The 24,837-nt window shown below is 67.6% G+C and carries 22 protein-coding genes; 9 read left to right on the top strand and 13 right to left on the bottom strand.

What is annotated here, in order from left to right; translation table 11 throughout:
- Positions 1-19 precede the first annotated feature (19 nt).
- Entirely contained in the window at positions 20-967 is a 948-nt protein-coding gene (locus AC3WVS_RS16745; RefSeq protein WP_492319570.1) for a TauD/TfdA family dioxygenase, read from the bottom strand.
- Positions 968-1,293: 326 nt separating this feature from the next.
- Between AC3WVS_RS16745 and AC3WVS_RS16740 the strand changes: the two genes are divergently transcribed.
- The 4 genes from AC3WVS_RS16740 to AC3WVS_RS16725 are packed head-to-tail and all read left to right on the top strand — an operon-like array spanning position 1,294 to position 4,555.
- The gene (locus AC3WVS_RS16740; RefSeq protein WP_010810192.1) at positions 1,294-1,500 is read left to right on the top strand and encodes an MbtH family protein; all 207 of its coding nucleotides are present in this window, start codon (positions 1,294-1,296) and stop codon (positions 1,498-1,500) included.
- Positions 1,497-2,315 (top strand): thioesterase II family protein, encoded by an 819-nt coding sequence (locus AC3WVS_RS16735; protein WP_492319569.1) that lies wholly within the window; start codon positions 1,497-1,499, stop codon positions 2,313-2,315. The genes AC3WVS_RS16740 and AC3WVS_RS16735 overlap by 4 nt, the downstream gene beginning before the upstream one ends.
- Positions 2,302-3,120: a 4'-phosphopantetheinyl transferase family protein gene (locus AC3WVS_RS16730; RefSeq protein ID WP_492319568.1), complete on the top strand. Its 819-nt coding sequence runs from the start codon at positions 2,302-2,304 to the stop codon at positions 3,118-3,120. Before AC3WVS_RS16735 ends, AC3WVS_RS16730 begins: the two co-directional genes overlap by 14 nt.
- A gap of 10 nt (positions 3,121-3,130) precedes the next feature.
- Complete coding sequence (locus tag AC3WVS_RS16725; RefSeq protein ID WP_492319567.1) at positions 3,131-4,555, top strand: diaminobutyrate--2-oxoglutarate transaminase; 1,425 nt, start codon at positions 3,131-3,133, stop codon at positions 4,553-4,555.
- Positions 4,556-4,603: 48 nt separating this feature from the next.
- On the opposite strand, the gene aliA is transcribed toward AC3WVS_RS16725, so the two are convergent.
- The 4 genes from aliA to badH are packed head-to-tail and all read right to left on the bottom strand — an operon-like array spanning position 4,604 to position 9,055.
- On the bottom strand, positions 4,604-6,247 hold the full coding sequence (aliA, locus tag AC3WVS_RS16720; RefSeq protein ID WP_492319566.1) for a cyclohexanecarboxylate-CoA ligase: 1,644 nt from the start codon (positions 6,245-6,247) through the stop codon (positions 4,604-4,606).
- A gap of 45 nt (positions 6,248-6,292) precedes the next feature.
- Positions 6,293-7,444: a cyclohexanecarboxyl-CoA dehydrogenase gene (gene aliB / locus AC3WVS_RS16715; RefSeq protein ID WP_492319565.1), complete on the bottom strand. Its 1,152-nt coding sequence runs from the start codon at positions 7,442-7,444 to the stop codon at positions 6,293-6,295.
- Between the two features lie 30 nt (positions 7,445-7,474).
- On the bottom strand, positions 7,475-8,257 hold the full coding sequence (badI, locus tag AC3WVS_RS16710) for a 2-ketocyclohexanecarboxyl-CoA hydrolase (RefSeq protein ID WP_492319564.1): 783 nt from the start codon (positions 8,255-8,257) through the stop codon (positions 7,475-7,477).
- A gap of 30 nt (positions 8,258-8,287) precedes the next feature.
- Positions 8,288-9,055, bottom strand: a complete 768-nt coding sequence (badH, locus tag AC3WVS_RS16705; protein WP_492319563.1) for a 2-hydroxycyclohexanecarboxyl-CoA dehydrogenase — start codon at positions 9,053-9,055, stop codon at positions 8,288-8,290.
- A gap of 139 nt (positions 9,056-9,194) precedes the next feature.
- Here badH and AC3WVS_RS16700 point away from each other — a divergent pair, with 139 nt between their 5' ends.
- Together AC3WVS_RS16700 and AC3WVS_RS16695 are read left to right on the top strand one after the other, a co-directional pair.
- Positions 9,195-9,716 (top strand): MarR family winged helix-turn-helix transcriptional regulator, encoded by a 522-nt coding sequence (locus tag AC3WVS_RS16700; RefSeq protein ID WP_492319562.1) that lies wholly within the window; start codon positions 9,195-9,197, stop codon positions 9,714-9,716.
- A 264-nt stretch (positions 9,717-9,980) separates the two neighbouring features.
- The gene (locus AC3WVS_RS16695) at positions 9,981-10,274 is read left to right on the top strand and encodes a GYD domain-containing protein (RefSeq protein ID WP_010810201.1); all 294 of its coding nucleotides are present in this window, start codon (positions 9,981-9,983) and stop codon (positions 10,272-10,274) included.
- A gap of 78 nt (positions 10,275-10,352) precedes the next feature.
- Here the strand turns inward: AC3WVS_RS16695 and AC3WVS_RS16690 are convergent, their stop codons facing one another.
- The 6 genes from AC3WVS_RS16690 to AC3WVS_RS16665 form a co-directional block, all read right to left on the bottom strand.
- The gene (locus AC3WVS_RS16690; RefSeq protein ID WP_492319561.1) at positions 10,353-11,369 is read right to left on the bottom strand and encodes a zinc-binding alcohol dehydrogenase family protein; all 1,017 of its coding nucleotides are present in this window, start codon (positions 11,367-11,369) and stop codon (positions 10,353-10,355) included.
- Between the two features lie 169 nt (positions 11,370-11,538).
- Entirely contained in the window at positions 11,539-14,355 is a 2,817-nt protein-coding gene (gene fdhF / locus AC3WVS_RS16685; RefSeq protein ID WP_492319560.1) for a formate dehydrogenase subunit alpha, read from the bottom strand.
- A gap of 9 nt (positions 14,356-14,364) precedes the next feature.
- The gene (locus AC3WVS_RS16680; RefSeq protein ID WP_492319559.1) at positions 14,365-16,074 is read right to left on the bottom strand and encodes an NADH-ubiquinone oxidoreductase-F iron-sulfur binding region domain-containing protein; all 1,710 of its coding nucleotides are present in this window, start codon (positions 16,072-16,074) and stop codon (positions 14,365-14,367) included.
- Between the two features lie 180 nt (positions 16,075-16,254).
- Complete coding sequence (oxlT, locus tag AC3WVS_RS16675) at positions 16,255-17,577, bottom strand: oxalate/formate MFS antiporter (protein ID WP_492319558.1); 1,323 nt, start codon at positions 17,575-17,577, stop codon at positions 16,255-16,257.
- A 678-nt stretch (positions 17,578-18,255) separates the two neighbouring features.
- Positions 18,256-18,474: a hypothetical protein gene (locus AC3WVS_RS16670; RefSeq protein WP_010810206.1), complete on the bottom strand. Its 219-nt coding sequence runs from the start codon at positions 18,472-18,474 to the stop codon at positions 18,256-18,258.
- A 147-nt stretch (positions 18,475-18,621) separates the two neighbouring features.
- The gene (locus tag AC3WVS_RS16665) at positions 18,622-19,545 is read right to left on the bottom strand and encodes a LysR family transcriptional regulator (protein ID WP_492319557.1); all 924 of its coding nucleotides are present in this window, start codon (positions 19,543-19,545) and stop codon (positions 18,622-18,624) included.
- A gap of 318 nt (positions 19,546-19,863) precedes the next feature.
- Between AC3WVS_RS16665 and AC3WVS_RS16660 the strand changes: the two genes are divergently transcribed.
- From AC3WVS_RS16660 to AC3WVS_RS16650, 3 genes are all read left to right on the top strand, one after another.
- Complete coding sequence (locus AC3WVS_RS16660; RefSeq protein ID WP_492319556.1) at positions 19,864-20,805, top strand: LysR family transcriptional regulator; 942 nt, start codon at positions 19,864-19,866, stop codon at positions 20,803-20,805.
- Between the two features lie 104 nt (positions 20,806-20,909).
- Complete coding sequence (locus AC3WVS_RS16655) at positions 20,910-21,215, top strand: LysR family transcriptional regulator (RefSeq protein ID WP_492319555.1); 306 nt, start codon at positions 20,910-20,912, stop codon at positions 21,213-21,215.
- Between the two features lie 152 nt (positions 21,216-21,367).
- Positions 21,368-21,955, top strand: coding sequence for a TetR/AcrR family transcriptional regulator (locus AC3WVS_RS16650; RefSeq protein WP_492319554.1), 588 nt, complete (start codon positions 21,368-21,370; stop codon positions 21,953-21,955).
- A 24-nt stretch (positions 21,956-21,979) separates the two neighbouring features.
- On the opposite strand, the gene AC3WVS_RS16645 is transcribed toward AC3WVS_RS16650, so the two are convergent.
- Positions 21,980-22,993 (bottom strand): Bug family tripartite tricarboxylate transporter substrate binding protein, encoded by a 1,014-nt coding sequence (locus AC3WVS_RS16645; protein WP_492319553.1) that lies wholly within the window; start codon positions 22,991-22,993, stop codon positions 21,980-21,982.
- 77 nt (positions 22,994-23,070) lie between these two features.
- A complete protein-coding gene (locus AC3WVS_RS16640) occupies positions 23,071-24,648 on the bottom strand; it encodes an AMP-binding protein (RefSeq protein ID WP_492319552.1) in 1,578 nt (525 codons plus the stop codon).
- Between the last annotated feature and the right edge of the window lie 189 nt (positions 24,649-24,837).

The following is a 24,837-nucleotide window of genomic DNA, read 5'->3' as shown; positions in this document are numbered from 1 at the left end:
CATCGGGACGGCGGCGGGATCAGCCCAGGCCGGGCGGCGCGGGCTCGGCCATGGCGACGATCACGCGGCGCGGGCCGCTGAAGGTGCCGCGCCCGTGGGCGGCCAGCATGTTGTCGAGCATCAGCACATCGCCCTGCTGCCAGGGAAAGCGCACGGTGCAGTCGTCGAGCGTGGCGCGGATGGCGGCAAGGGCGTCGTCCTCCAGCGGCGCGCCGTCGCCGTAGACGACATTGCGCGGCAGTTCGTTGACGCTGCCGACCACGGCGAGCAGGGCCTCGCGCACGTGGGGCGCGAGCCCCGAGACATGGAACAGGTGGGCCTGGTTGAACCACACCATCTCGCCGGTCACCGGATGCCGCGCGACGGCCTGGCATAGCTGGCGCGTGCGCAGTTCGCCGTCGGCCTTCCATTCGAAATCGATCTGCTGGGCGCGGCAGAAGCGCTCCACCTGCGCGCGGTCATCGGTGTTGAAGGCGCGTTGCCAGCTCAGGTCGAGGCCGTTGCCGTAGTTGCGCACGTACATCAGGCGGCGCGCGGCAAAGCGCTCGCGGATGACTGGGTCCAGGCGCTGGTAGACCAGCCGGCTGTCGGCGATGGGCGTCTCGCCGCCCGATTCGCTCGGCTGCACGCAATGGAACCAGATCTTCATCGGCCACTGCAGCGTGTACGACTGCTCGTTATGCAGCGGGATGACCTGGTGCGCCGGGTATTCGGTGGAGGTATAGACGCCCTCCTTCACCTGCGAGCGCGGCGTCGAGCCGAACTCATAGCTCAGCAGCGGATGGCCGAAGGCGCTGGCGAAGGCGCGGAAATCCGAGTCGTCGTCAAAACGGAAGCCGCGGAACAGCACGCCGCCGACGCGCGGCAACTGTTCCGCGGCGATCGCGGCCATGGCGCCGAACTGGCGGCGCCAGTCGGTGTCGCCGTCGGGGGTGACCACCAGCGGCAGCGCGCTGTGCTCAAACATCGGCGCGGCGCGCAGCGCGCCCGCCCTTGCTGTCGATGCGGTGGCAGTTGCGGCGGAGCCGGCGCGACAGTCCGCATGGAGGTCGGCGATGGTAGCGGTCGTGTCCAAATCCATATCCCTGTTGCCTCGCTGGGTTCGTTCGCGCTTGCCGCACGGCGCCGGAAGGCGTTGCAGCCGGGCCAGAGGCGGGAGGGGCGCGGCCACGCGAACAATGTCTGCACATTGGATGGAAAGCGAGTCTACCGGAAATATTTACGAATGGAAATACAAATCATTATCATTTACGATATAGCCTTCGACGTCTTACTATCTGAAGGAGCACAGCCATGAGCTGGGATCATCCCGACACGCGTTTCCACGTCGTCCGCAACGATGAAGGCCAGTATTCGATCTGGCCCGACTACAAGCCCGTACCGGCAGGATGGGCCAGCGTGGGCTTCCAGGGCAGCCGCGACGAGTGCCTGGCCCATATCGAGACGGTCTGGACCGATATGCGTCCGCTGAGCCTGCAGCGCGCGCTGGCCGGCGCATGAGCCCCGCGCAGCCGATGCGCGATCCCTGGTACGCCGTGATGCCGGGCCGCGGCGGCCCGGCTGCCGGCGATCGCGTGCGCCTCTATTGCCTGCCCTACGCCGGCGCCGGCCATACCGCGTACCACGGCTGGCGCGCCGCGCTGCCCGCCGCGATCGAGCTGGCGCCGGTATGCCTGCCCGGACGCGGCACGCGCACGGCCGAAGCGCATGGCGCATCGATCCATGCGCTGGCCAGCGCGCTGGCCGCGTCGATCGCGCGCGCGGCCCGAGCCGAAGCGCCGCGCTTTGCGCTGTTCGGCCACAGCATGGGTGCGCTGCTGGGGTTCGAAACCGCGCGCGTGCTTGAGACCGTGCATGGCCTCTCCCCCGCCGCGCTGGTGGTGTCCGGGCGCGGCGCGCCCGCGCTGCCGTCGGCTCGGCCGCCGTTCAGCAGCCTGCCGGACGGCGCCTTTGCCGACGTCATCGCCGCCATGGGCGGCATGCCGGCCGAGATCCGCGAAACGCCGGAAGCGCTCGCCTTCTTCCTGCCCGTGCTGCGCGCGGATATCGCGCTGTGCGAGGCCTGGCGCTACCGTCCCGGGCCGCGGCTGGGCTGTCCGGTCACCGTGCTCGGCGGCAGGGACGACGTCCACGCCCCGCCCGCGATGCTGGCCGCGTGGCGCGACGAGACCCTGCACGACTGCAGCCACCGGCTGTTCGCGGGCGGGCATTTCTTCCTGCACGAGGCGGCGCAGGACGTGCTGGATGCGGTCACGGATGCCGTGCTCGGTTCCACGTTGAGCGCCACCAGAGACCACGGCCATGCGCTCGCCTGACATGGCCGCGCCCGCGCACGGCCAGATCCACGTCTGGCACGTGGCAGTCGACGCTGCGGCAGACCTGTCGGCGCTGTCGGCAAGCGAACGCGCGCGCGCCGCCACGTTCCGGCAACCCGGCGACCGCGCCCGCTTCACCGCGGCCCGCTCGGCATTGCGGACACTGCTGGGCCTATACCTGGGCGTGTCGCCCGACGCCGTGCCGCTGGTCGCCAACGCGTTCGGCAAACCCACGCTTGGCGGCCATTGCACCACAGCCTTGCAGTTCAACGTCAGCCACAGCGACGCACGCGCCGCAATCGCCTTGTCATGCGCGCCGGTCGGGATCGACATCGAAGCCTGGCGCGCGGACATGTCGTGGGCTGCCTGGCACGACAGCGCGGCCGTGGCCTGCGCCCCCGACGAAATGCGCTGGCTTGGCGCGCTGGCGCAGCGCCGGCCGCGGGACGCCATGCTCGCCTTCCTGCGCCTGTGGACCGCCAAGGAAGCGTGCAGCAAGGCCGTCGGCACCGGGCTGTCGGCTGCGCCGCAGTCGGTGCGCGTGGCGCTGCCGGCGTGCGCTGCCTGCGTGCCGCCGCTGGCGCGCGCCGGGGCCGACCTGCGCGTCTGGCATATCCACGATGCATGTGGCCAGCCCGATCACGACACCCGCTACGTCGCGAGCCTGGCCACGCCACTGGCCGCCGCGCGCGTCGTGCACCGGCAGTATCCGCCGCGCGAGCTGCCCCCACGCGCGGCCAACCCATCTTGCCCGGTCTCGATGCCGGGCCCCGCAGTCAACGTCCCTGTTCAACGCCCCCGTTAGGAACGAAACCATGACGCCTCCCTCGCTCGCCACGCATGCCCACGGCCAACCAGCGCCGTTCTCGGCCGGCGCCTTCGTCCGGCAAGCGCCCATCCGGCTCGACGACAACCCCTACCTGCAGCGCCAGTGCGCGCGCGAGTCCAACGCCCGCTCCTATCCGCGCCGCATCCCGCTGGCGCTGGAACAGGGCTATGGCGTGTATTTGCGCGATACCAGCGGCCAGCTCTTCATCGACTGCCTGGCCGGCGCCGGCACGCTGGCGCTCGGCCACAACCACCCGGCGGTGGTGCGCGCGCTGCGCGACACGCTCGACAGCGGCCTGCCGCTGCATACGCTGGACCTGGCCACGCCGGTCAAGGACCGCTTTGTCGACGACCTGTTCGGCCTGCTGCCGCCCGAGTTCGCCGCGCGCGCCCGCATCCAGTTCTGCGGCCCGACCGGCGCCGACGGCATCGAGGCGGCGCTCAAGCTGGCCAAGACCGCCACCGGCCGCCATACGGTGCTGAGCTTTGCCGGCGGCTACCACGGCATGACGCACGGCACGCTGGCGCTGATGGGCAATCTCGGCCCCAAGGCGCCGCTGGGTGCGCTCGGCGGCAGCGTGCAGTTCCTGCCCTACCCGTATGACTACCGCTGCCCGTTCGGCCTGCGCGGCGACGCCGGCATCGACGCGGGCCTGCGCTATATCGAGCAGATGCTGGCCGACCCGGAGTCCGGCGTGCTGCCGCCGGCGGCGGTGGTGGTGGAAGCGGTACAGGGCGAAGGCGGCGTGATCCCCGCGCCCGCGCGCTGGCTGCGCGAACTGCGCCGCATCACGCGCGAGCACGGCATCGCGCTGGTGCTCGACGAAGTGCAGACCGGACTGGGCCGCACCGGGCGCATGTTCGCGTTCGAGCATGCCGGCATCGTGCCGGACGTGCTGGTGCTGTCCAAGGCGATCGGCGGCGGCTTGCCGATGTCGGTGGTGATCTACGACAACGCACTCGATGCGTGGCAGCCGGGCGCGCACGCCGGCACCTTCCGCGGCAACCAGCTGGCAATGGCGGCGGGTTCCGCCACCATCCGCACCCTGGTCGCGCAGGGCATCGTCGCCCATGCCGAGACCATGGGCCAGCGCCTCGCCACGCGGCTGCGGCAGTTGCATACCGCGTGCCCCGCGATCGGCGAAGTGCGCGGACGCGGCCTGATGATCGGCGTGGAACTGGTCGACGAACGTGCCGAGCCCGATGCGGTGGGCGCCTACCCGGCCGACGGCACCTTCGCGCGCACGGTGCAGCGTGAATGCCTGCAGCGCGGGCTGATCGTCGAACTGGGCGGACGCCACGGCGCCACGGTGCGCTTCCTGCCGCCGCTGGTCATCGGCGAGACCGAGATCGACCTGGTGGCCGAGTTGTTTGGCGACGCAGTCAGCGCGGCGCACAAGCAATGCCGCTGAGCGCTTGCGCGCCGTTCCGCGGTGGCCGGGGCCACCGCGGAACCAGCTTCAGGACGCGTCGCCGCGCAGCATCTCGCGCAGACGGAATTTCTGGATTTTCCCGGCGGGCGTGGCCGGCAGGGCGTCCCGCACCACGAGCTTCTCGGGGATGTACTGCAGCGCCATCTTCTGCGCCTTGAGCCAGTCCACCATCGCCGCCTGGTCGAAAGGCTGGCCGGCGCGCGGTACGACGAAGGCGCAGGCGCGCTCGCCCAGGCGCTCGTCGGGATAGGCGACGATGGCCACCTGCGAGACCGCGGGATGGCGGTACAGCAGGGTCTCGACCTCCAGCACGGGGATGTTCTCGCCGCCGCGGATGATCACGTCCTTGCTGCGCCCCGCGATGCGCAGGTAGCCGCTGGCATCCAGCCGTGCGAGGTCGCCGGTGTCGAACCAGCCGTCGGCATCGGTGCCGTTGAGCTGCGGACGCTTCAGGTAGCCGCCGAAGTTGGAACAGGCGCGCACCAGCAGGCGGCCGGTTTCCCCCGGCGGCACGTCGGCGTCGGTGCCGTCCACGATGCGTATTTCGACGCCTGGCAGCGGGCAGCCGTCGGTGGTCGACGCGAGTTCGTCGCTGTCATCCGGCAGCGTGGTGGTGACCGCGCCGTTCTCTGTCATGCCCCAGGCGGACACGATCTTCGCGCCGAGCGCCTCGCGGGCGCGCTCGACCAGCGCGCCGGGAATCGGCGCACCCGCGCACAGGAAGATGCGCAGGCTGGGGACCGGCGTGCCGGACTCCGCCACCACACGCGCCAGATCGGTCAGGAACGGCGTCGAGCCCATGGTGAAGGTCACGCGCTCGTCGCGAATCAGGGCGGCGGCGCGCGCGGGGTCCCAGATGTCCTGCAGCACCGCATGCGCGCCCAGCACCACCGGCATCAGCAGCCCGTACATAAAGCCGGTCTGGTGCGCCATCGGCGAGGCCATCAGCACCACATCGTCGCCGGTCAGGCGCAGCCGTTCGGCATAGGCGACGATGTTGGAGAACAGCGTGTTGGCCGTGTGCATCACGCCCTTGGGCTCGCCGGTGGTGCCGGAGGTGTAGATCAGCTGGGTGACGTCGTCCGGGCCGGGGCGGCTGTGCAGCAGGATGTTGGCGGCATCGGGCTGTTCTTCCCATGCCGGCCCGCTCAGCAGCGCGTCAAAGCTGTCCGGGCCATCACCGCCGGCAACAACGATGTGGCGCAGCGCCGGCAATGCCTCGCGCAAACCCTGCAGCATCTGGGCATGGCCGAAGCCACGGAACAGCTGCGGCACCACCGCCACCTTGCATTGCGCATGCGCCAGCATGAACGACAGCTCGCGCTCGCGGAAGATCGGCATCAGCGGGTTGAGCACCGCGCCCAGCCGCGAGCAGGCGAGATACAGCACAGTCAGGTGCCAGCCGTTCGGGAGCTGGCATGACACCACATCCTGCGCGCCGATGCCGAGGCGGCTGAGCCCCACCGCTACCCGGTCCGCCATCCGGGCCAGCTCGCGCCAGGTGAAGCGTGTCACGCTGCCGCTGTCGAGGCTCAGCGCCATCAGCGCTGGGGCGTCGGGCCGGTCGCGCACGCAGGCGGCCAGGTAGTCGTTGACGGTGCGGTCATGCCAATGCCCGGCGGCAATGCTGGCGGCACGGCGCGGCGCGATCAGTACGGCGTCGAAATCCATGGGTGTCTCCTCTTTATCGGATGGCTCGGCGGTCGTGGCGCCGCTTCAGGCCGGTACGGCTTCGCGCCCCGCGCGCGTGCGGGCAATGATGGTCTTCATGATCTGTGCCGTGCCGTCGCCGATCTGGAAGCCCAGCACATCGCGCAGGCGCTGCTCCATCACGCCGCGGTCATAACCGCCGTGGCCGAACGACAGCAGGCACTGGTGCACCACGTCGTACGCCAGCTTGGGCGCCCACCACTTGCACATCGCCGCCTCTGCGGTGTGCGGCAGGCCACGGTCCTTGAGCCACAGCGTCTGCAGGCACAGCAGGCGCGCGCCCTGCACCTGGGTCTCGAGGTCGGCGAGCGGATGCGACACGCCCTGGAAGGCCGACAGCGGCTTGCCGAAGGCCTGGCGCTCGGCCACGTAGGCCCAGGTCTCGTCCAGCGCGGCCTGCGCCACCGCCAGCACCTGCAGGCCGATCAGCGCGCGCGAGAAGTCGAAGCCCTGCATCACCTGCACGAACCCCTCCCCCTCCTTGCCGAGCAGGTGGCTGGCGGGCACGCGCACGTTCTCGAAGAAAATCGAGCCGCGCCCGATGGCGCGCTGGCCGTGGCAGTCGAAGCGGTTGCGCGTGATGCCCGGCAGGTCCATCGGAACCAGCAGCGCAGACACGCCGCGCGCGCCGGACTCGACGGTGCCGCTGCGGGCAAAGACCACCGCGGCATCGGCCTGGTCGGCGGCGGAGATCGAGGTCTTCTCGCCGTTGAGCACGTAGACATCGCCATCGCGCTCCATGCGCAGGCGCAGGCTGGCCGCGTCGGAGCCGCCGCGCGGCTCGGTCAGCGCGATTGCCAGCAGCGCCTCGCCGCGCGTCAGGCGCTGCAGCCACGGTCCGGCGATTTCCGGCTGCGCATGGTGCGCCAGGATCTGGCCGTTCAACGAAGCCAGCAGGTTGATGTACGACAGGCTCAGGTCGGCGCGCGCCACGGCTTCATGGATCACGCCAGTCGCCAGCGAGCCCATGCCCTGCCCGTCATACTGTTCCGGCAGTTCGGGCGCGATAAAGCCCATCTCGCCCATTTCGCGCATCAGCGCGCGGTCCAGCACGCGGGTGCGGTCGCGCTCCAGGTAGCCGGGCGCCACGCGCGCATCGGCAAAGCGGCGCGCGTGCTCGGCCAGTGCCGTCAGGTCTTCGTCAAGATAGGGATTCATGGTGGTCTCCGCTGGTTCGGACGGCACGGCTTACTTCGCGTACTTGCGGAACTCGGGCTTGCGCTTTTCCTGGAAAGCGCGCACGCCTTCGCGCGATTCCTCGGTGTCGTAATAGAGCTTGAGCGCGTACATGCCCATGCCGGCGATGCCGCTCTGGTGCGCGGTATCGAGATTGAAGGAGCGCTTGGCGATGGCGATCGCGGTGGGACTCTTCTCCATGATCTCGTCGCACCACTTCTGCACCTCGGCATCGAGCTGCTCGTGCGGCACCACCGCATTGACCAGCCCCATCGCCAGCGCTTCCGCGGCCGGGTAGCGGCGGCACAGGTACCAGATCTCGCGCGCCTTCTTCTCGCCCACCACGCGCGCCAGGAAGGCGGTGCCGTAGCCCGGGTCGACCGAGCCGACCTTGGGCCCGACCTGCCCGAATACGGCCTTGTCCGACGCGATGGTGAAATCGCAGATCGTGCACAGCACGTTGCCGCCGCCCACGGCATAGCCCTGCACGCGCGCGATTACCGGCTTGGGCACGTCGCGGATGGCGTTGTGCAGTTCTTCCATCGGCAGGCCGATGGTGCCGCGGCCGTCGTACTGGCCCTCGTGCGCGGACTGATCGCCGCCGGTGCAGAAGGCCCTTTCGCCGGCACCGGCCAGCACGATGGCGCCGATCTCGCGGTCATAGCCGGCGCGGTTGATCGCGTGGATCATTTCGTCGCAGGTGCGGCCGCGGAAGGCGTTCATCTTTTCCGGGCGGTTGATGATGATCCAGGCGGCGCCGTTGCGCACTTCGTACAGGATGTCTTCGTATTGCATGGTGGTCTCCGTTTTCTGGTGTTTGCTTGCTCAGCCGTTCATGGTCAGGCCGCCCGACACGCTCAGCACCTGGCCGGTGATGAAGCCGGCGTCGTCGCCGGCAAAGAACAGCACCGCGCCGGGCAGGTCGTCGGGCTGGCCGATGCGGCCCAGCGGGATCGAGCGGGTAAAGGCTTCCACCAGCTTCTCGGGGTTGCCCGCGCCCTGCTTGTAGTCTTCGAACAGCGCGGTCTCGGTCGGCCCCGGGCACACCACGTTGACGGTGATGCCGTGGCGCGCATGCTCGCGGGCAATCGTCTTGGAGAACGACACCAGCCCGCCCTTGCACGCGGCGTAGACCGCTTCGCCGGACGAGCCCACGCGCGCGGCATCGGAGGCGATATTGACGATGCGCCCGCGCTTGCGCTCGACCATGCCGGGCAACACCGCGTGATGCATGTGCAGCGCGCCGGTCAGGTTGATGGCGATCAGCCGATCCCATTGCGCGGGCTCGGTCTTGATGAACGGCTTGAACACATCCCAGCCGGCGTTGTTGACCAGCACGTCCACCGGGCCCAGGCCCTGCTCCACCGCCGCCACCGCGGCATCCACGCTGGCGCGCTCGGTGATGTCGCAGCGGATCGCCAGCGCCCGCCCGCCAGCCTCGCGGATCTGGCCGGCGACGCGCTCGGCCGCTTCCGGGTTCAGGTCGAGTACGCCCACCGCCGCCCCGGCGCGCGCAAAGCGCAAACACGTTGCACCGCCGATACCACCGCCACCACCGGTCACGATGACCGTCTTGCCTTCAAGTCCTTGCACAGCGTTCTCCTTTCAGGATTCCGGTGCTATCGTGCCGGCCATGACGCCGCCACATCGCACCGCCAATTAGGTAAATATATTTACCTATAATAGGAGGCAGCCATTGCCTGCGCAAGACGCCAACACTGTGGAAAAGACTATGGTTAACCCGGACGTAGAAGCAGAACTCCCCGCAAACGCGCGCATGGAACTGGCCAACCGGCTTTTCTTCCGGCTATACCAATGCGCAAATATGTTGCATAAAACGGGATCACGAGCCGTCGAGGCAGAGGGCCTGACGACGCAGCAGTGGGCCGTGCTCGGCGCGCTGTCGCGTCCGGAAGCCGCCGATGGCATGAGCGTGGGCGACCTGGCCCGCTACCTGATGGTGAGCCGGCAGAACCTGTCAGGACTGGTCAGCCGGATGGAACGCGACGGCCACGTCACGCTGGCCCCGGACGGCCGCGACCGCCGCTCACGGCTGATACGGATGAGCGAACCGGGACGGGAGGTCTGGCTGCACCAGGCGCAGCCGAAGATCCGGGCCTATTACGAGCAGGCGCTGACGGGGTTTTCTACCAATGACCTGACGCACACGCTGCATTACCTGCTCAAGTTGCTGGACAACATGCGTGCGCTCGACACGCCCGACAGCGCAGACGGTGGCAGCCCAGGGGACTGAGCCGCACGCAGTATCGCAACTGAAACACACCGGCCGGCTGGAACAGCCGAGCGCGCGCCCGCGATCCGCATCCTGGCCTGCCGCGCCGACTGGCGCGCAATATGCGTTGGCATGAAGTTGCTCAGACATCGCGAGCATCAACGGCGAGGCGCCATGCCATTCGCGCCTCGCCACGCCCCGAAGCCCTGAACCACTGCCCCGGCCGCTTGCCCCATGCACGCCGCCGGGACGGCGACCGATCCAGCCATAACCGGAGGTCCCGCCATGACCCGCTACATCGTGCTAGCCAGCTTCACCGACCAGGGCATCCGCACCGTCAAGGACACCACCAAGCGCGCGGCCGCCGTGCGCGAGATGGGGGCACGCCTGGGCGTGCAGATGAAAGACATCTACTGGACGCTGGGCGAATACGACATCGTGCTCACCGTCGAAGCGCCCGACGACGAGACCATGACCAGCTTCGGGCTGACCATCGGCGCGGCCGGCAACGTGCGCACCCAAACCCTGCGCGCCTTCAATAGCGACGAGATGCAGAGCATCCTCGGCAAGATGGGCTGACCCCTGCCGCGGAAACGCACAACGCCCGCCGGGGCCATGCCGGCGGGCGTTGTTGTTTGCCGGGCGCAGCGCGCCGGCTCAGAACCCTTCCAGCACCAGCTTGCCGATAGTGCGCCCGCCTTCCAGCATGGCGTGCGCGCGCCGCAGGTTCTCCGCATTGATGCGCCCCAGGTTCTCGCCCAGCGTGGTCTGCAGGCGCCCGGCATCGACCAGCCGCGTGACCTCGTTAAGCAGACGATGCTGCGCGACCATGTCGGGCGTGCTGTACATGGCGCGCGTGAACATGAATTCCCAGACGAAGGTGGCGCTCTTGTTCTTGAGCAATTCCACCGGCAACGGCCGCGTATTCGCGACGATCGTGCAGATCTTGCCCTGCGGGGCGACCACTTCGGCCATCGCCGGGAAATGCCCGTCGATATCGTTGAAGCAGAGGATGTAGTCGACCTCGGCAAATCCCAGCGCCTTCAGCTGCGCCGGCAGGTCGCCACGATGGTCAACCGTATGGTCGGCGCCAAGGCGGCGGCACCATTCCTGCGACTCGGGCCGCGACGCGGTGGCGATCACGGTCAGCCCGGCCAGCACCTTGGCCAGCTGGATGCCGATCGAGCCCACGCCGCCCGCGCCGCCGACGATCAGCACCGGGCGCCCGGCGTGATCCCCGTTGGGCGAAATGCCCAGCCGGTCGAACAGAGCCTCCCAGGCGGTGATCGCCGTCAGCGGCAGCGCCGCCGCGTTGGCGAAATCCAGCGAGGCAGGCTTGTGGCCGACGATGCGCTCGTCGACCAGGTGGAACTCGGCGTTGGAGCCGGACCGAGTAATGCTGCCCGCGTAGTAGACCGGGTCGCCGACCTTGAACAGGGTCACCTCCGGCCCCACGGCGACCACCGTGCCGGCCGCGTCCCAGCCCAGCACGCGCGGCGCGGGCTCTACCTGCGCCTTGGGCGCGCGCACCTTGGTGTCGACCGGGTTGACCGAGACGGCCTCAACCTTCACCAGCAGGTCGCGGCTGCCGGGGCTGGGTATGTCGATCTCCACGTCTTGCAGCGAACGCGGGTCGGAGATGGGCAGGTACTGGGTCAGGCCGATGGCTTTCATGGCGGGCTCCGGGTTGTGTAGGGAATGAACCGAAGCGTAGCCTGTCACGATTGATTTGATTAGCTGGAAGCTACAGCAATCAATTTCCCGAAACTCAGGATAATCACCCAACAAAAAGGGCCGCCTGCGCTACCCGCGCAGGCGGCCCCGCCAGGGCTTGCCGTCGGCCCTACACCGGCGCCAGGATCTGCCCGCCGCCGTAGCTCGACTGCTCCGGCGCCGCGCCGCCCAGTGCCATCTTCACCGCGCAGTACTTGAACTCCGGGATCTTGCCGAAGGGGTCCAATGCCGCATTGGTCAGCTTGTTGATCGCCGCCTCGTAGTAGCAGAACGGCACGAACACCGCCCCGCGCGGCGTGCCGGCGTCGGCCCGCGCGTACAGCGTGACTTCGCCGCGGCGCGATGCCAGCGTGACCACGTCGCCCGGCTTGCCGCCCAGCGCGTCCAGGTCCAGCGGGTGCACCAGCGCCACCGGATCCGGCTCGATCGCATCCAGCACGCCGGCGCGCCGCGTCATGCTGCCGGTGTGCCAGTGCTCGAGCTGGCGGCCGGTGATCAGCACCATCGGGTAGTCGATATCGGGCCGCTCGGCTGCCGGGATGATGTCGGCCGGCACGAAGCGCCCACGGCCGCTGGCGGTCGGGAAGCTGTCGATAAAGATCACCGGTTCGCCCGGGTCGCCCTCTTCCTTGCACGGATAAGTCACGGCGTGCTCGCGCTCCAGCCGCTCCCAGGTCACGCCGCCGATGCTGGGCATGGCCTGGCGCATCTCGTCGAAGACCTCGGCCACGCCGTCGTAGTGCCAGTCCAACCCCAGCTGCGCAGCCATCTGCTGGATGATCCACAGGTCCTGGCGCGCCTGCCCCGGCGGGTTCAATGCCTGGCGGCCGAGCTGGACGGTGCGGTCGGTGTTGGTGAAGGTGCCGGTCTTCTCCGGGAAGGCCGAGGCCGGCAGCACCACGTCGGCCAGATAGGCGGTCTCGGTCAGGAAGATGTCCTGCACCACCAGGTGGTCGAGCGAGGCCAGCGCCTCGCGCGCATGCTCGGCGTCGGGGTCTGACATCGCCGGGTTCTCACCCATGATGTACATGCCGCGCACCTCGCCGCGCTCGATCGCCTGCATCACCTCGACCACGGTCAGGCCGGGCTGGCGGTCCAGCGGCATGCCCCACAGCGCCTCGAAGCTGGCGATCGCCACGGGATCGTCCACGCGGCGGTAGTCCGGGTACATCATCGGGATCAGGCCGGCATCGGACGCGCCCTGCACGTTGTTCTGGCCGCGCAGCGGATGCAGGCCGGTGCCGGGGCGGCCGATCTGGCCGGTCATCAGCGCCAGCGCGATCAGGCAGCGCGCGTTGTCAGTGCCGTGCACGTGCTGCGACACGCCCATGCCCCACAGGATCATCGAGGCCTTGGACGTGGCATACAGCCGCGCCACCTCGCGGATGACCTCGGCCTCGATGCCGCACACCGGCGCCATCAGTTCCGGGCTGTACGCCGCGACATTGCGCTGCAGCTCGTCGAAGCCGATGGTGCGGCTGTCGATGAAGTCCTGGTCCACCAGGCCCTCGGTGACGATGACATGCATCATCGCGTTGAGCAGCGCCACGTCGGCATCGGGCTTGAACTGCATGAAGCGATGGGCAAAGCGCGCCAGGTCCGAGCGGCGCGGATCTGCCACGATCAGCTTGGTGCCGTTCTTCACCGCATTCTTGATCCAGCTGGCCGCGACCGGGTGGTTCACGGTCGGGTTGGCGCCGATCACGATCACCACCTCGGCCTTGTCGACATCCATCACCGGGTTCGATACCGCGCCCGAGCCGATCCCCTCCAGCAGCGCCGCCACCGACGAGGCATGGCACAGCCGCGTGCAGTGGTCGACGTTGTTGCTGCCAAACCCGGTGCGCACCAGCTTCTGGAACAGGTAGGCCTCTTCATTGCTGCCCTTGGCCGAGCCAAACCCTGCCAGCGCGCGCTTGCCGTGGGTGTCGCGGATCTGCGCGAGCTTGCCGCCGGCCAGCGCCAGCGCCTCTTCCCAGGTGGCCTCGCGGAACACGTCCATGACGTGGTCCGGGTCCATGACGAAATCGCCCTGCTTGGGCACGCCTTCGCGGCGCACCAGCGGCACCGTCAGGCGCTGCGGATGCTGCACGTAGTCAAAGCCGTAGCGGCCCTTCACGCACAGCCGCTCGTGGTTGGCCGGGCCATCGCGCCCTTCCACGAACAGGATGCGGTTGTCCTTGATGTTGTAGGTCAGCTGGCAGCCCACGCCGCAGTACGGGCAGACCGAGTCCACCTGCTTGTCCGGAACCGCCAGCGCGGCATCGCGCGCGGGCATCAGCGCGCCGGTCGGGCAGGCCTGCACGCATTCGCCGCAGGCCACGCAGGTCGACGCGCCCATGGGGTCGTCCATGTCGAACACGATGCGGGCTTCGTCGCCGCGCAGGGCCAGGCCGATCACGTCGTTGACCTGCTCGTCGCGGCAGGCACGCAGGCAGCGCGTGCACTGGATGCAGGCATCCAGGTTGACGGCGATGGCCGGGTGCGACAAATCCGCCGCCACGCGTTCGCGCGGGGCAAAGCGCGGCTTGCCGACCTCCAGCTTCGCGGCCCACTGATCCAGCTCGTTGTGGCGGGTGTAGTCGGTCTCGGGCATGTCCGACTGCAGCAGCTCCAGCACCGTGCGCTGGGCGCGGCGGGCGCGCTCGGATTCGGTCTGCACCTGCATGCCTGCGGCGGGATAGCGGCAGCAGGACGGGGCCAGCACGCGCTCGCCCTGGATCTCGACCATGCAGGCGCGGCAGTTGCCGGCCGGCTCCAGGCCGTCCTTGTAGCACAGGTGCGGCACGTCGAAGCCTTCGCGCTGCGCGACCTTCAGCAGGCTTTCGCCGGGCTGGGCGCTCACCTCGCGGCCATTGAGCGTGAAGGTGACGGCTGGCTCGGCGGATTCGACAAGCGCGCGTTCGGCGCGGGTCAGTGCATTCATGTCAGTCTCTCAGGCCAGTTCGTGCGGGAAGTACTTGATGACGCAGTCGACGGGATTGGGCGCGGCCTGCCCCAGCCCGCAGATCGATGCATCGCGCATCACCGCGGACAGGTCATCCAGCGCCGACAGGTCCCACTTGGGCTGGCGGATCAGGTCGAGCGTCTTGGCGGTGCCAGTGCGGCACGGTGTGCATTGCCCGCAGGACTCGTGCTTGAAGAAGTGCATCAGGTTGCGCGCTGCGTGCGTGGCGCTGTCCTGGTCGGACAGGATCACCACCGCGGCCGAGCCGATAAAGCAGCCGTAGGGCTGCAGCGTGTCGAAGTCCAGCGGGATATTGCCCATCGACGCCGGCAGGATGCCGCCCGAGGCGCCACCCGGCAGGTAGCCGTAGAACGCATGGCCGTCGAGCATGCCGCCGCAGTATTCGTCGATCAGCTCGCGCACGGTGATGCCGGCCGGCGCCAGGTGCACGCCAGGGCGTTTCACGCGGCCCGAGACCGAGAACGAGCGCAGGCCCTTGCGCCCGTTGCGCCCCTGCGAGGCAAACCACTCGGCGCCCTTCTCGATGATGTCGCGCACCCAGTACAGGGTCTCGAAGTTGTGCTCCAGCGTGGGCCGTCCGAACAGGCCCACCTGCGCCACATAGGGCGGGCGCAGCCGCGGCATGCCGCGCTTGCCTTCGATCGACTCGATCATGGCCGACTCTTCGCCGCAGATATAGGCGCCCGCGCCGCGGCGCAGTTCGATCGTCGGCAGGCCGGGGATTGGCGGGTCTTGCTGCAGCCGCCGCAGTTCTTCCGCCAGCAGCTCGCGGCAGCCGGCGTATTCGTCGCGCAGGTAGATATAGATCGCTGACACGTTGACCACCGTTGCCGCGATCAGCATGCCTTCCAGGAACCGGTGCGGATCGCGTTCCAGGTAGACGCGGTCCTTGAAGGTGCCGGGCTCGCCCTCGTCGATGTTGATGGCCATCAGCCGCGGTGCGGGCTCGTTCTGCACGATGCGCCATTTGCGCCCGGTCGGGAAGCCTGCGCCGCCCAGGCCGCGCAGGCCGGAGTCCTCCATCGTGCACAGCACGGCGGCCTGGTCCAGGTCGCCGCTGGCGAGGGACTTAAGCAAGGCATAGCCGCCGTCCTTCCGGTAAGCGTCGTAGCCGATATAGGGCTCGGGCGCATGGCGCACGGCCTTTGCCTGCACGGCGGCGTCGATGGCCTCGGCCGTGGCGGTGTCGACCGGATTCTGCCCGACCAGCGCCGCGGGCGCCTTCTCGCAGCGGCCGATGCAGGGCGCGGCCACCACGCGCACTTCAGTGCCGAGCAGCGCGGGCAGCTTGTCGATCAGCGCCTGTGCGCCCGCCAGCTCGCAGGCAATGCCTTCGCATACGCGCACGGTCAACGCCGGCGGCGGTGCGATCTGGCCGTCGGCGTCCTCGCGCACCACGTCGAAGTGGTGATAGAAGGTGGCGACTTCATAGACCTCGGTCATCGACAGCCGCAGTTCGCTGGCCAGCGCCACCAGGTGCGGCATCGCCAGCTGGCCGTAGCGGTCGTTGATGCAGTGCAGGTGTTCGATCAGCAAGTCGCGCCGGCGGGGCATGTCGCCCAGCGCCACGCGCACTTCGGCCAGTGCGGCCGCGTCTACCTGCCGGCCCTTGGGCTGGCGGCGCTTGCGCTGCCGGCCGAGCCCCGTCGCCTCGAGAGGAATGACAACCTGGTTCATGGCGTGCCTGGATTCTGTTTGTGGGTATCCGATGTGCGATCAGGAAGGCGCCCGGCGGGCCGCCTCCCTGTCGCTCTTTCTATTTTTCGTATTGTGCTACCGGGCGCGGCGCCTGTGCAGGCATCGCAGCCGCCACGTCCGGGTCCTGCCGGCGCCGGAGGCGCCGTACTGCTTTCTTCATCAGGTCAGGTCTTCCGGCACGGTACGATAACCGATCGGTGCCGAGGCATTGGCATGCACATACTTGCGGGCATGGGCCTCGCGCATCGGCTTGAGCACGAACAGCGCCATCACCGCGGTCAATGCCGCCATGCCGGAGGCCACCATGAAGACCGCATGCCAGCTGCCGGTGGCAGTGGTGATCACGCTGGAGAACGGCACCAGCAGCGCGGCCGTGCCCTTGGCGGTGTACAGCAGGCCCGCGTTGGTGGCGGCAAACTTCGGCCCGAAGGTGTCGCCGCAGGTGGCAGGGAACAGGCTGTAGATCTCACCCCAGGCAAAGAACACCACGCCTGTCAGCACCACGAAGGCAACCGGATGGTGGCCGTACTTGGACAGCAGCAGGATGCCGATGGCCTCGACCCCGAAGGCAAAGAACATGGTGCGTTCACGGCCGATATGATCGGAGATCCAGCCGAAGAACGGGCGCGTCAGGCCATTGAGCACGCGGTCGATGGTCAGTGCGAAGGTCAGCGCCGGCAAGGTCAGGCCGAGGATCGAGATGGGGGCGTCGTGCAGGCCGAAGTCCTTGGCGATCGGGCCGAGCTGGGCGGTTGCCATCAGGCCGCCGGCGGCCATCATCACGAACATCGCGTACATGACCCAGAAGATCGGCGACTTCAGCACCTCGCGCGGCGAAGCGTTGTAGGTTGCGGCAGCCTTCAGCGTGGACTTGACCTCGCTCAGGATCTTGGCCGACGGCGGGTACAGGGCCATGCCCAGGACGAACACGATCAGGCCCTGGCCAAGACCGAACCACAGGAACGCAGCCTCATAGCCCGAAGTCTTGATCATGTTGGCAATGGGCACCACGGTCAGCGCCGAGCCCGCGCCGAAACCGGCTGCGGTAATCCCCGCTGCCAGCCCCCGGCGATTGGGAAACCACTTCAGCGCGTTGCCCACGCAGGTGCCATACACCGCGCCCGCACCCAGGCCGCCGATCGCCGCCGCGAAGTAAAGCATGGGCAGCGAGGACGCCACCGAGTTCAGGGCCCAGGCAATGGCGCACAGCAGGCCGCCGCCCACCACTACCGGACGCGGGCCGTACTTGTCGACCAGATAGCCTTCAATCGGGACCAGCCAGGTTTCCGTCACGACGAAGATGGTGAAGGCCACCTGAATCGCGGTGCGGCCCCAGTGGTACTTGTCGTCGATCGGGTTGACGAACAGCGTCCAGCCGTATTGCATGTTGGCGATCATCGCCATGCAGATCACGCCGAATACCAGTTGCACCCACGGCGACGCAAAGCGCGACGTGGACTCCCTCTGCTGCTGCAATTCCATGATGTCTCCTTATAGCGGCTTGCCGCCAAGGTGGAAGATGGGCGCCTGTAGACGCCTCTGCGTGACTCTCAGTCAAAGAACAGCTGAGCCGTTCTAGTGCTATACGGTATGTGATATATCAGGTAAGTCAAGCGTATTCGTCGCGGCTCTGCAGCATGGAACCGCGGTGAGCGACGCCTGGTTGGCCGTTGCTGCAGTGCGACTGGTGCACATACTGCATCAATGGCCGGTCCGACAGCATCCGGAGTCTTTGGAAATCAAGCAGTTGCCATGCATCGGCACATGAATCAGCCGACTGATGGCATCTGCAAGAATGCCGGGGATCGCGCCTCGGAAAAACCGGGAAAACGATGAATTGGGGAAAGTCCCTAGATGCATACATTAATGTCTGGTCACGCGCGTATGGCTTGGGAACGACGCCGAAAGCGGCGTTAAAGACACAGCAGCGAGCCTGCCGGCTTGGCACCGGGCGCAGGAAGAGGGGTCGTGCAGAGCGATCGCTGGCAGCGATCGGGGAGGAAGATGGTGGCGGCCGCAGGTTCGTGCAGAACCCTGCCCTGGCTCGCGGCGCATGCCGCAGATCAGGAATCAACCGAGGTACTGCCACAAGGGATGCCGGCCGCTACAACCCTTGCTGGTTGCGCGGTTCAGCGCGATGGCGCATGGCGCCGGCGCGCATTACGCGTAGGCCAGCTCACCGGCAGCGGGAACGATGCGCGACGGGCTGGCACGGCCCACGCCATCGCCTTCCTGGTTCGAGCCCAGGCCGGCGAAGCGACCGTGCTCCTGCGCGGTCACCAGCACATCCATCGGCAGGCGCGTGGCCAGCAGCGTGGTCACGCCGGCACCGGCAGCAATCAGGCCCAGGCCAAGAGCGAAGAGAAGAGCGACTTCCATTTGAAAACTCCAATAGCGTTGTGATCAGGAGTTTTCATTATATGCTGCACCGCACTATGTGTAAATATCCTGTATGTGATATATCAATGGAAGTTTTGCACTAATACAACGAATGCCCGCCCCATGCCCTCAGATGAGCCGATTGCCTCACACCATGGTGGTTTCACGACGCACCACCGGCGACTCCTGATACTCCTGGCCGCGCAAGGCATCCCAGATTGCCGCGGCATTGGGCTTGAGCGAACGGCTCTTGCGCCGAACCAGCATCACCGTGGAAGTCACCTGCGGACGCAGCGGCCGCATCACCGCCGCCGGGTTCATGCCGCCCACCTGGGCACGCGACGGCACCACGCCGATGCCAAGGCCCAGCGCCACCATGCCGAACACTGCCGCAAAGTGGCCGAGCAACTGCAGCGAGCCCGCGCGCACGTGATAGCTGCTGAGCGCCTTCTCCACCGCGGGCTGCATGCCGCACTGCTGGTCCAGGGCCAGCACGCGGGCATCGCTCAGGTCGCCCCACCCTACCGCGTCGCGCATGGCCAGCGGATGCTGGGCGGGCAGGACGGCGTGGTAGGCATCGACGCACAGCGGTTCACAATAGAGGTCGTCGGTTGGCTTCGGATCGGTGGCAATGCCGAAGTCCACCTCGCCGCTGCGCACGCTCTGCAGCACCGACTCCTGCGAGCGGTCCTTCAGGTGGATGGCAATTGCCGGCCACGCTTGCCGGCAGCCGGCCAGCCACGTCGGCACCGACATCGAGCTGAGCACCGGATCCGAAGCGATCTGCACCAGGCCCTGGCACGGACGGCTGGCGCTCTGGCTGTCGCGCAGGGTCTGCTCGACCTCTTCGATCAGGTGGCAGATGCGCTGCGACAGGTGCTGGCCGGCATCGGTCAGTTCCACCTGGCGCGTGGTACGGTCGAACAGGCGCTGGTCGATCTCATCTTCCAGCTCACGCACGCTGCGGCTGACCGCGGATTGCGTCAGGCCGAGCTCAACCGAGGCACGCGTAAAGCTCTTGTGCCGCGCCACTGCGGCGAAGGCCTTCAGTTGGGGGAGCGAGATATTCACGACCTGCCCCCCTGCCCGGCACCGGCGTGGCTGCGACGGGTCTCTTCAGCCATGGCGGGGTGCCGCGTTGCACGCACCGTTGCATTCAGTCCGGTCACGGTAGTCTCCTTGTGTATTTTTTGTCGTGGCTGTAGGCAGCCATCGTTGTTATCGGCCATGCTTGTGGCCATTGGCGGGCTCCTGGCGCAAGCCGGAGAGCCGGATTCGGGGCGGGGCAGGCAAATCCGACGATTGATGCTACTTGAATCTAAGATCAGCACTGCATAAAGTTTTTTATCGTTTATATAGCCAATCGTTTATATATTGCACGGGACGAGGATGAGGAACGCCACACTGCGGCAGTTGAAGGTCTTTGAGACCGTTGCCCGCCATATGAGCTTTTCACGCGCTGCCGAGGAACTGCACCTGACGCAGCCCGCGGTATCGACCCAGGTGCGGCAGCTGGAGCACCACGTGGGGCTGCCCCTGTTCGAGCAGTTGGGCAAGAAGATCTACCTGACCCCGGCGGGCCACGAGATGCTGCATTACAGCCGCAGCATCATCCAGCAGTTCCGCGAGGCCGAAGACGCCATGTCCCAGCTCAAGGGCATCTCCGGCGGCCGGCTCAACGTGGCGGTGATCAGCGCCGGCGACTATTTCTTTCCGCGCCTGTTGGCCGAGTTCATGAACCGCCATGAAGGCGTGACCCTGAACCTTGCCGTGCATAACCGCGAGGAATTGCTGCACCAGCTGGCCGGCAACCTGACCGACCTGGCGGTGATGGTGCGCCCGCCCGAAGGCATGGACACCATCAACGAGGCCTTCGCCCCCCACCCCTATGTCATCGTGGCTGCGCCCACCCACCCGCTGGTCGGCCAGCGCAATATCCCGCTGGCCGAGCTGGCTGATGAAGCCTTCGTTTCACGCGAGAAAGGCTCGGATACCTGGAATTCGATGCAGGAGGGCTTTGCCGGGCGTCTGTCGAACATGCGCATCGCGATGGAGATCAAGAGCACCGAGACCATCAAGCAGGCCGTGATCGCCAACATGGGCATCGCCTTCCTGTCGGCGCACACGGTCGGCCTGGAATTGCAGGCCGGCAAGCTCGCCGTGCTGGACATCGAGGGCTTCCCGGTGATGCTCAACTGGTATGTGGTGCACCGCAAGAACAAGCGGCTGCCACCGGTGGCGCTGGCGTTCAAGCAGTTCCTGATGGAGGAAGGCGCGGGACTGATCGAGCGAATAACCGGCGTGGAAGGTTTGATCCGCCAGAATGCATAAACGATTGATTATGGTTTTGCTATGAAACTTTAATTATCGTAAATCATTCGCGGTCCCTATGCTTGTCTCAACCCAACCGCTACAGCGCATCTCAGGAGACGAGCATGAACCAGATCCAGCAGGAAAGCCGCCAGGCTGCCATCACGGTCGGCACCGATAACCAACCCATTCCGCGCGACACCCAGCTCGCCGCCTACAACGCCGCGTTTATCGAGCTGGGCCTGCGCTTCCGCTGGGACGCCGAGATGTATGAATGGCTGTGCGGCATCGAATGCGAGAAGGCGCGCGTGGCCCGCTATATCGAAGAACACCACGCGCACCTGCTGGCCGCCTATGACGCCGCCTTTCTGAGCGCGCTGATCTTCGAGAAGAAGAACGAATACCTGCGCGCGGTCGGTCATCTCAACTGAGGGGGCCGGTCAGTTCACGGCGAGGCGCGCGAGCGGCCTCGCCTGATGGAAGCCTGCTTGCGATCCATCGCCATGCCTGCACCGCGCAGTCGTCGTAAGATTCGGCATCTACACTCACGCGCCCGGCGCTTGCCCGGCTTGCCACCCGTTTCATGCCGACTCGACGCACCGATGAAGAATTTGTCCACGAACTGACCCGGCTGCTGAGCACCGAAGGCGTGTCGTCGCTGACCATCGGCGAGATTGCCCGACGCATGCGCTGCTCGCGGCGGCGCCTGTACGAGATCGCGCCGACCAAGGAAGCGCTGTTCGTCGGCATCTGCCGCGACGTGCTCGCTGACAACCTGGAAAGGGGCTTTGCCGCGGCGCGCCGCGAAAGCGATGCGGCGCGGGCAGTGTCCGCCTACCTGCATGCCGCGCTCAACACGTCGGGACTGAGCAAGGCCGCGCTGGCGGACCTGGATGCGATCGACAGCGGCCGGGCGATATTCGACGACTACCAGCTGGCGCGCGTGCGCGGGCTGGAGAGCCTGCTCGAGGCAGGCATGCGGCAAGGGCTGATGGCGCCGCACAATCCGCGGCTGGTTTCCGAAGCGATCCTGGGCGCGGCGTACCGGCTGCGCAATCAGCAGTTCCTGAAGGAAACCGGCCTGAAGATCGGCGATGCCTTCAGCGAGTTCTACGAGATCATCCTGAACGGCCTGCTGTGCCGGCCCGAAGCCGGCGCCGGCACGTCCTAGCCGCGGATCGCGGCGCCTGCCCTGCTATTGCGGCGGGATGTTGGCGGCGCGGATCACGCGGCCCCACTTGACGTATTCATCCTGCACGAAGCGGCTGGCCTGGTCGGGCGCCGCCACTACCGGGATCAGCGCCGCGGCATCCAGCGTGGTGCGCAGATCCGGGTTCTTCTGGGCCTGGTTGATGACCTCGTTCAGCCGCGTCACCACTGGCGCCGGCGTGCCCTTGGGCACGAAGGCCGCCATCCATCCCACGACCTCGAAACCGGGGACGCCCGATTCCGCGATAGTGGGCACGTCCGGCAACTGCGGCGCGCGTTTCGCGGTGGTTACCGCCAGCGCGCGCACCTTGCCCGATTTCACCTGCGTGACCGCGGCGCCGATGTTGGCGAACAGGAAGTCCACGTGCCCGCCTATCAGCGCGGCCATGGCTTCGGACGGCCCGCCATAGGGCACGTGCGTGTACTCCAGCCCCTTCACGTCCTGCTTGAGCAACTCCGCCGACAGGTGCGCCGAACTGCCGACACTGCCCGACGCGTAGTTCACCTTGCCGGGCCGGGCCTTGACGTATGCCAGAAACTCGGCAAAGGTCTTGGCCGGGAAGTTGTTGTTCACCAGCAGCACATTGCCATTCAGTCCGAACACGGCCACCGCCTGGAAGTCCTTCAGCGGGTCGTAGGGCGTCGCCGCGATCAGGCGCGGGTTGATCGCATGGGTGACGTTGGTGCCCAGCAGCAGCGTGTAGCCGTCCGGCGCCGATCGTGCCACGAAGTTGGCACCGATGGTCGCGCCGGCGCCCGGCTTGTTCTCCGCCACCAGCGGCTGGCCCAGGGCGTCGCCCATGTATTTGGCGAAGGTGCGTGCGGTCAGGTCGGTGACGCCGCCCGGCGCGAACGGCACCACGAAGCGGATCGGCCTGGCCGGGTAGGTGTCGGCGGCGTGCACGCTGGCGCAGGCGAGGCCCAGCGCCAGCAGGCATGCCCGCGCGGCGTGGAGCGCCCGGGTTGGGCGGATAGCGTTGAAACGTGAGCGGATTGCCATGATGGTCTCCTCCATTGTTGTCGGTCTGGCAGGCCGCCGGCCCTCTTGCGGGGCCGTGCGGCATGCGGTGGGCGCGCTCAGGCCACCTGCCTCTCCTGGCCGCCCCAGTAGCGGCCGCGGATGGCCTTGCGGTCGATCTTGCCCAGCGCGGTCAGCGGCAGCTCATCCACGAACACCACCTGCTTGGGCGCATTGACCACACCCTTGTGCTGCGTCACGTGGCCGATCACGTCGGCCTCGGTAAGCGCGGCACCGGGCCGGGCCGCGACCACGGCGATGACCGCTTCGCCCCACTTGGGGTCGGGGATGCCGATCACCGCGGACATGGCGATGGCCGGGTGCAGCGCCAGGCAATGCTCCACCTCGCTCGGGTACACGTTGAAGCCGCCGCTGATGATCATGTCCTTGGCGCGGTCGACGATGTACAGGAAGCCCTCGCTGTCGCAACGGGCCATGTCGCCGGTATGCAGCCAGTCGCCGGCAAAGACCTTGGCGTCTTCCTCGGGCCGGTTCAGGTAGCCCTCCATCACCAGCGGACCGCGCACGCACAGCTCGCCCACCTCGCCCGGCGCGACTTCACGCAGGTCGGGGTCCAGCAGCTTGACCTGGTTGCCCGGGATCACCTTGCCGCACGAGCGCAGGCGCTCGGGGTTGTCCGGATCGTGGTCGCGCTGGCTCAGGTAGCTGATGCACATCGGCACTTCAGCCTGGCCGTAGACCTGCCCGAACACCGGGCCGATGCGGCGCAGCGCGTCAGCGAGGCGCACCGGCGCGATCGGCGCGGCGCCGTAGAGCACCAGCTCCAGGCTGGACAGGTCGGCCGCGTCCAGCCCGTCGCAATCGAGCAGGCCATAGATCTGCGTGGGCACCAGGAAGGTCAGGTTGATCCGCTGTTCGGCCACGCGGCGCAGGAAATCGGCGGGGCTGAACTTGTCGCACAGGTAGATGGTGCCGCCGCGCAGCAGCGTCGGCAGGAACAGGCTGCCGGACGCGTGCGAGATCGGCGTGGTCACCAGGTAGCGGATCTGCGCCGGCCATTCGTAGCTGGCCAGCATATACTGCAGCACCGTCACCGTGGTGCGGTGCGTATGCAGGATGCCCTTGGAACGGCCAGTGGTGCCGCCGGTATAGGCCAGCCGGCTGATTTCCGTGGGGTCGTCGCCGGGGACCACGGGCGCGTCATCGAACGCAGCCGCCGCATTGGCCAGGCCAGGCCCGAACTCGCCATCGTCCAGCGGCAGGACCTGCAGGCCGGCGCCAGCTGCCAGCACGCGCGCGCGCTCGCTGAAGCGGGCGTTGTCCACCACCAGCGCCCGCACCCCGGCATCCTGCAGCACGAAGGCGTGATCCGCTTCCGATGCCATCGGATGCAGCGATACGTTCTTCAGCCCGGCCAGCTGCGCGGCGATGATGGCGGCGACCGCTTCGGCGCGGTTGCCCACCAGGAAGGCCACGGCATCCTGGCGCGCCAGGCCGCGGGCGGCAAACAGCCGCGCGACGCGCGCGCACTGCCGCGCGAGCGCCTCATAGCTCAGCGTGGTGTCGTCGCCGACGATGGCGGGCACGCCGGGCCGGGCACGCAGCGCGGCCGCATAGAGCTGGCCCACCGTAGCGCCGCCATGGACTACCGCAGCGGCCGAAGCTTGACGGCTCATGTTGTCTCCTCGGATCTGTCTTTGTCAGGGCTCCCAATGTAGGAGGCATTCGGTACTCAGTCAACGATTTTGGTACCAAAAAGACCAGGATCGGCTACGCCAAAGCGGCGCTGGAAGCGCATGCCGGCCACCTATTCGGGAAAACTCGGGGGGACAAACGAACCTGCGCGGGGGGGCGGGGAGGGGGTG

The organism is Cupriavidus sp. CPT47-8839-RL05A (genome assembly GCF_058792255.1).
This window is presented reverse-complemented; position numbering and strand designations above follow the sequence as displayed.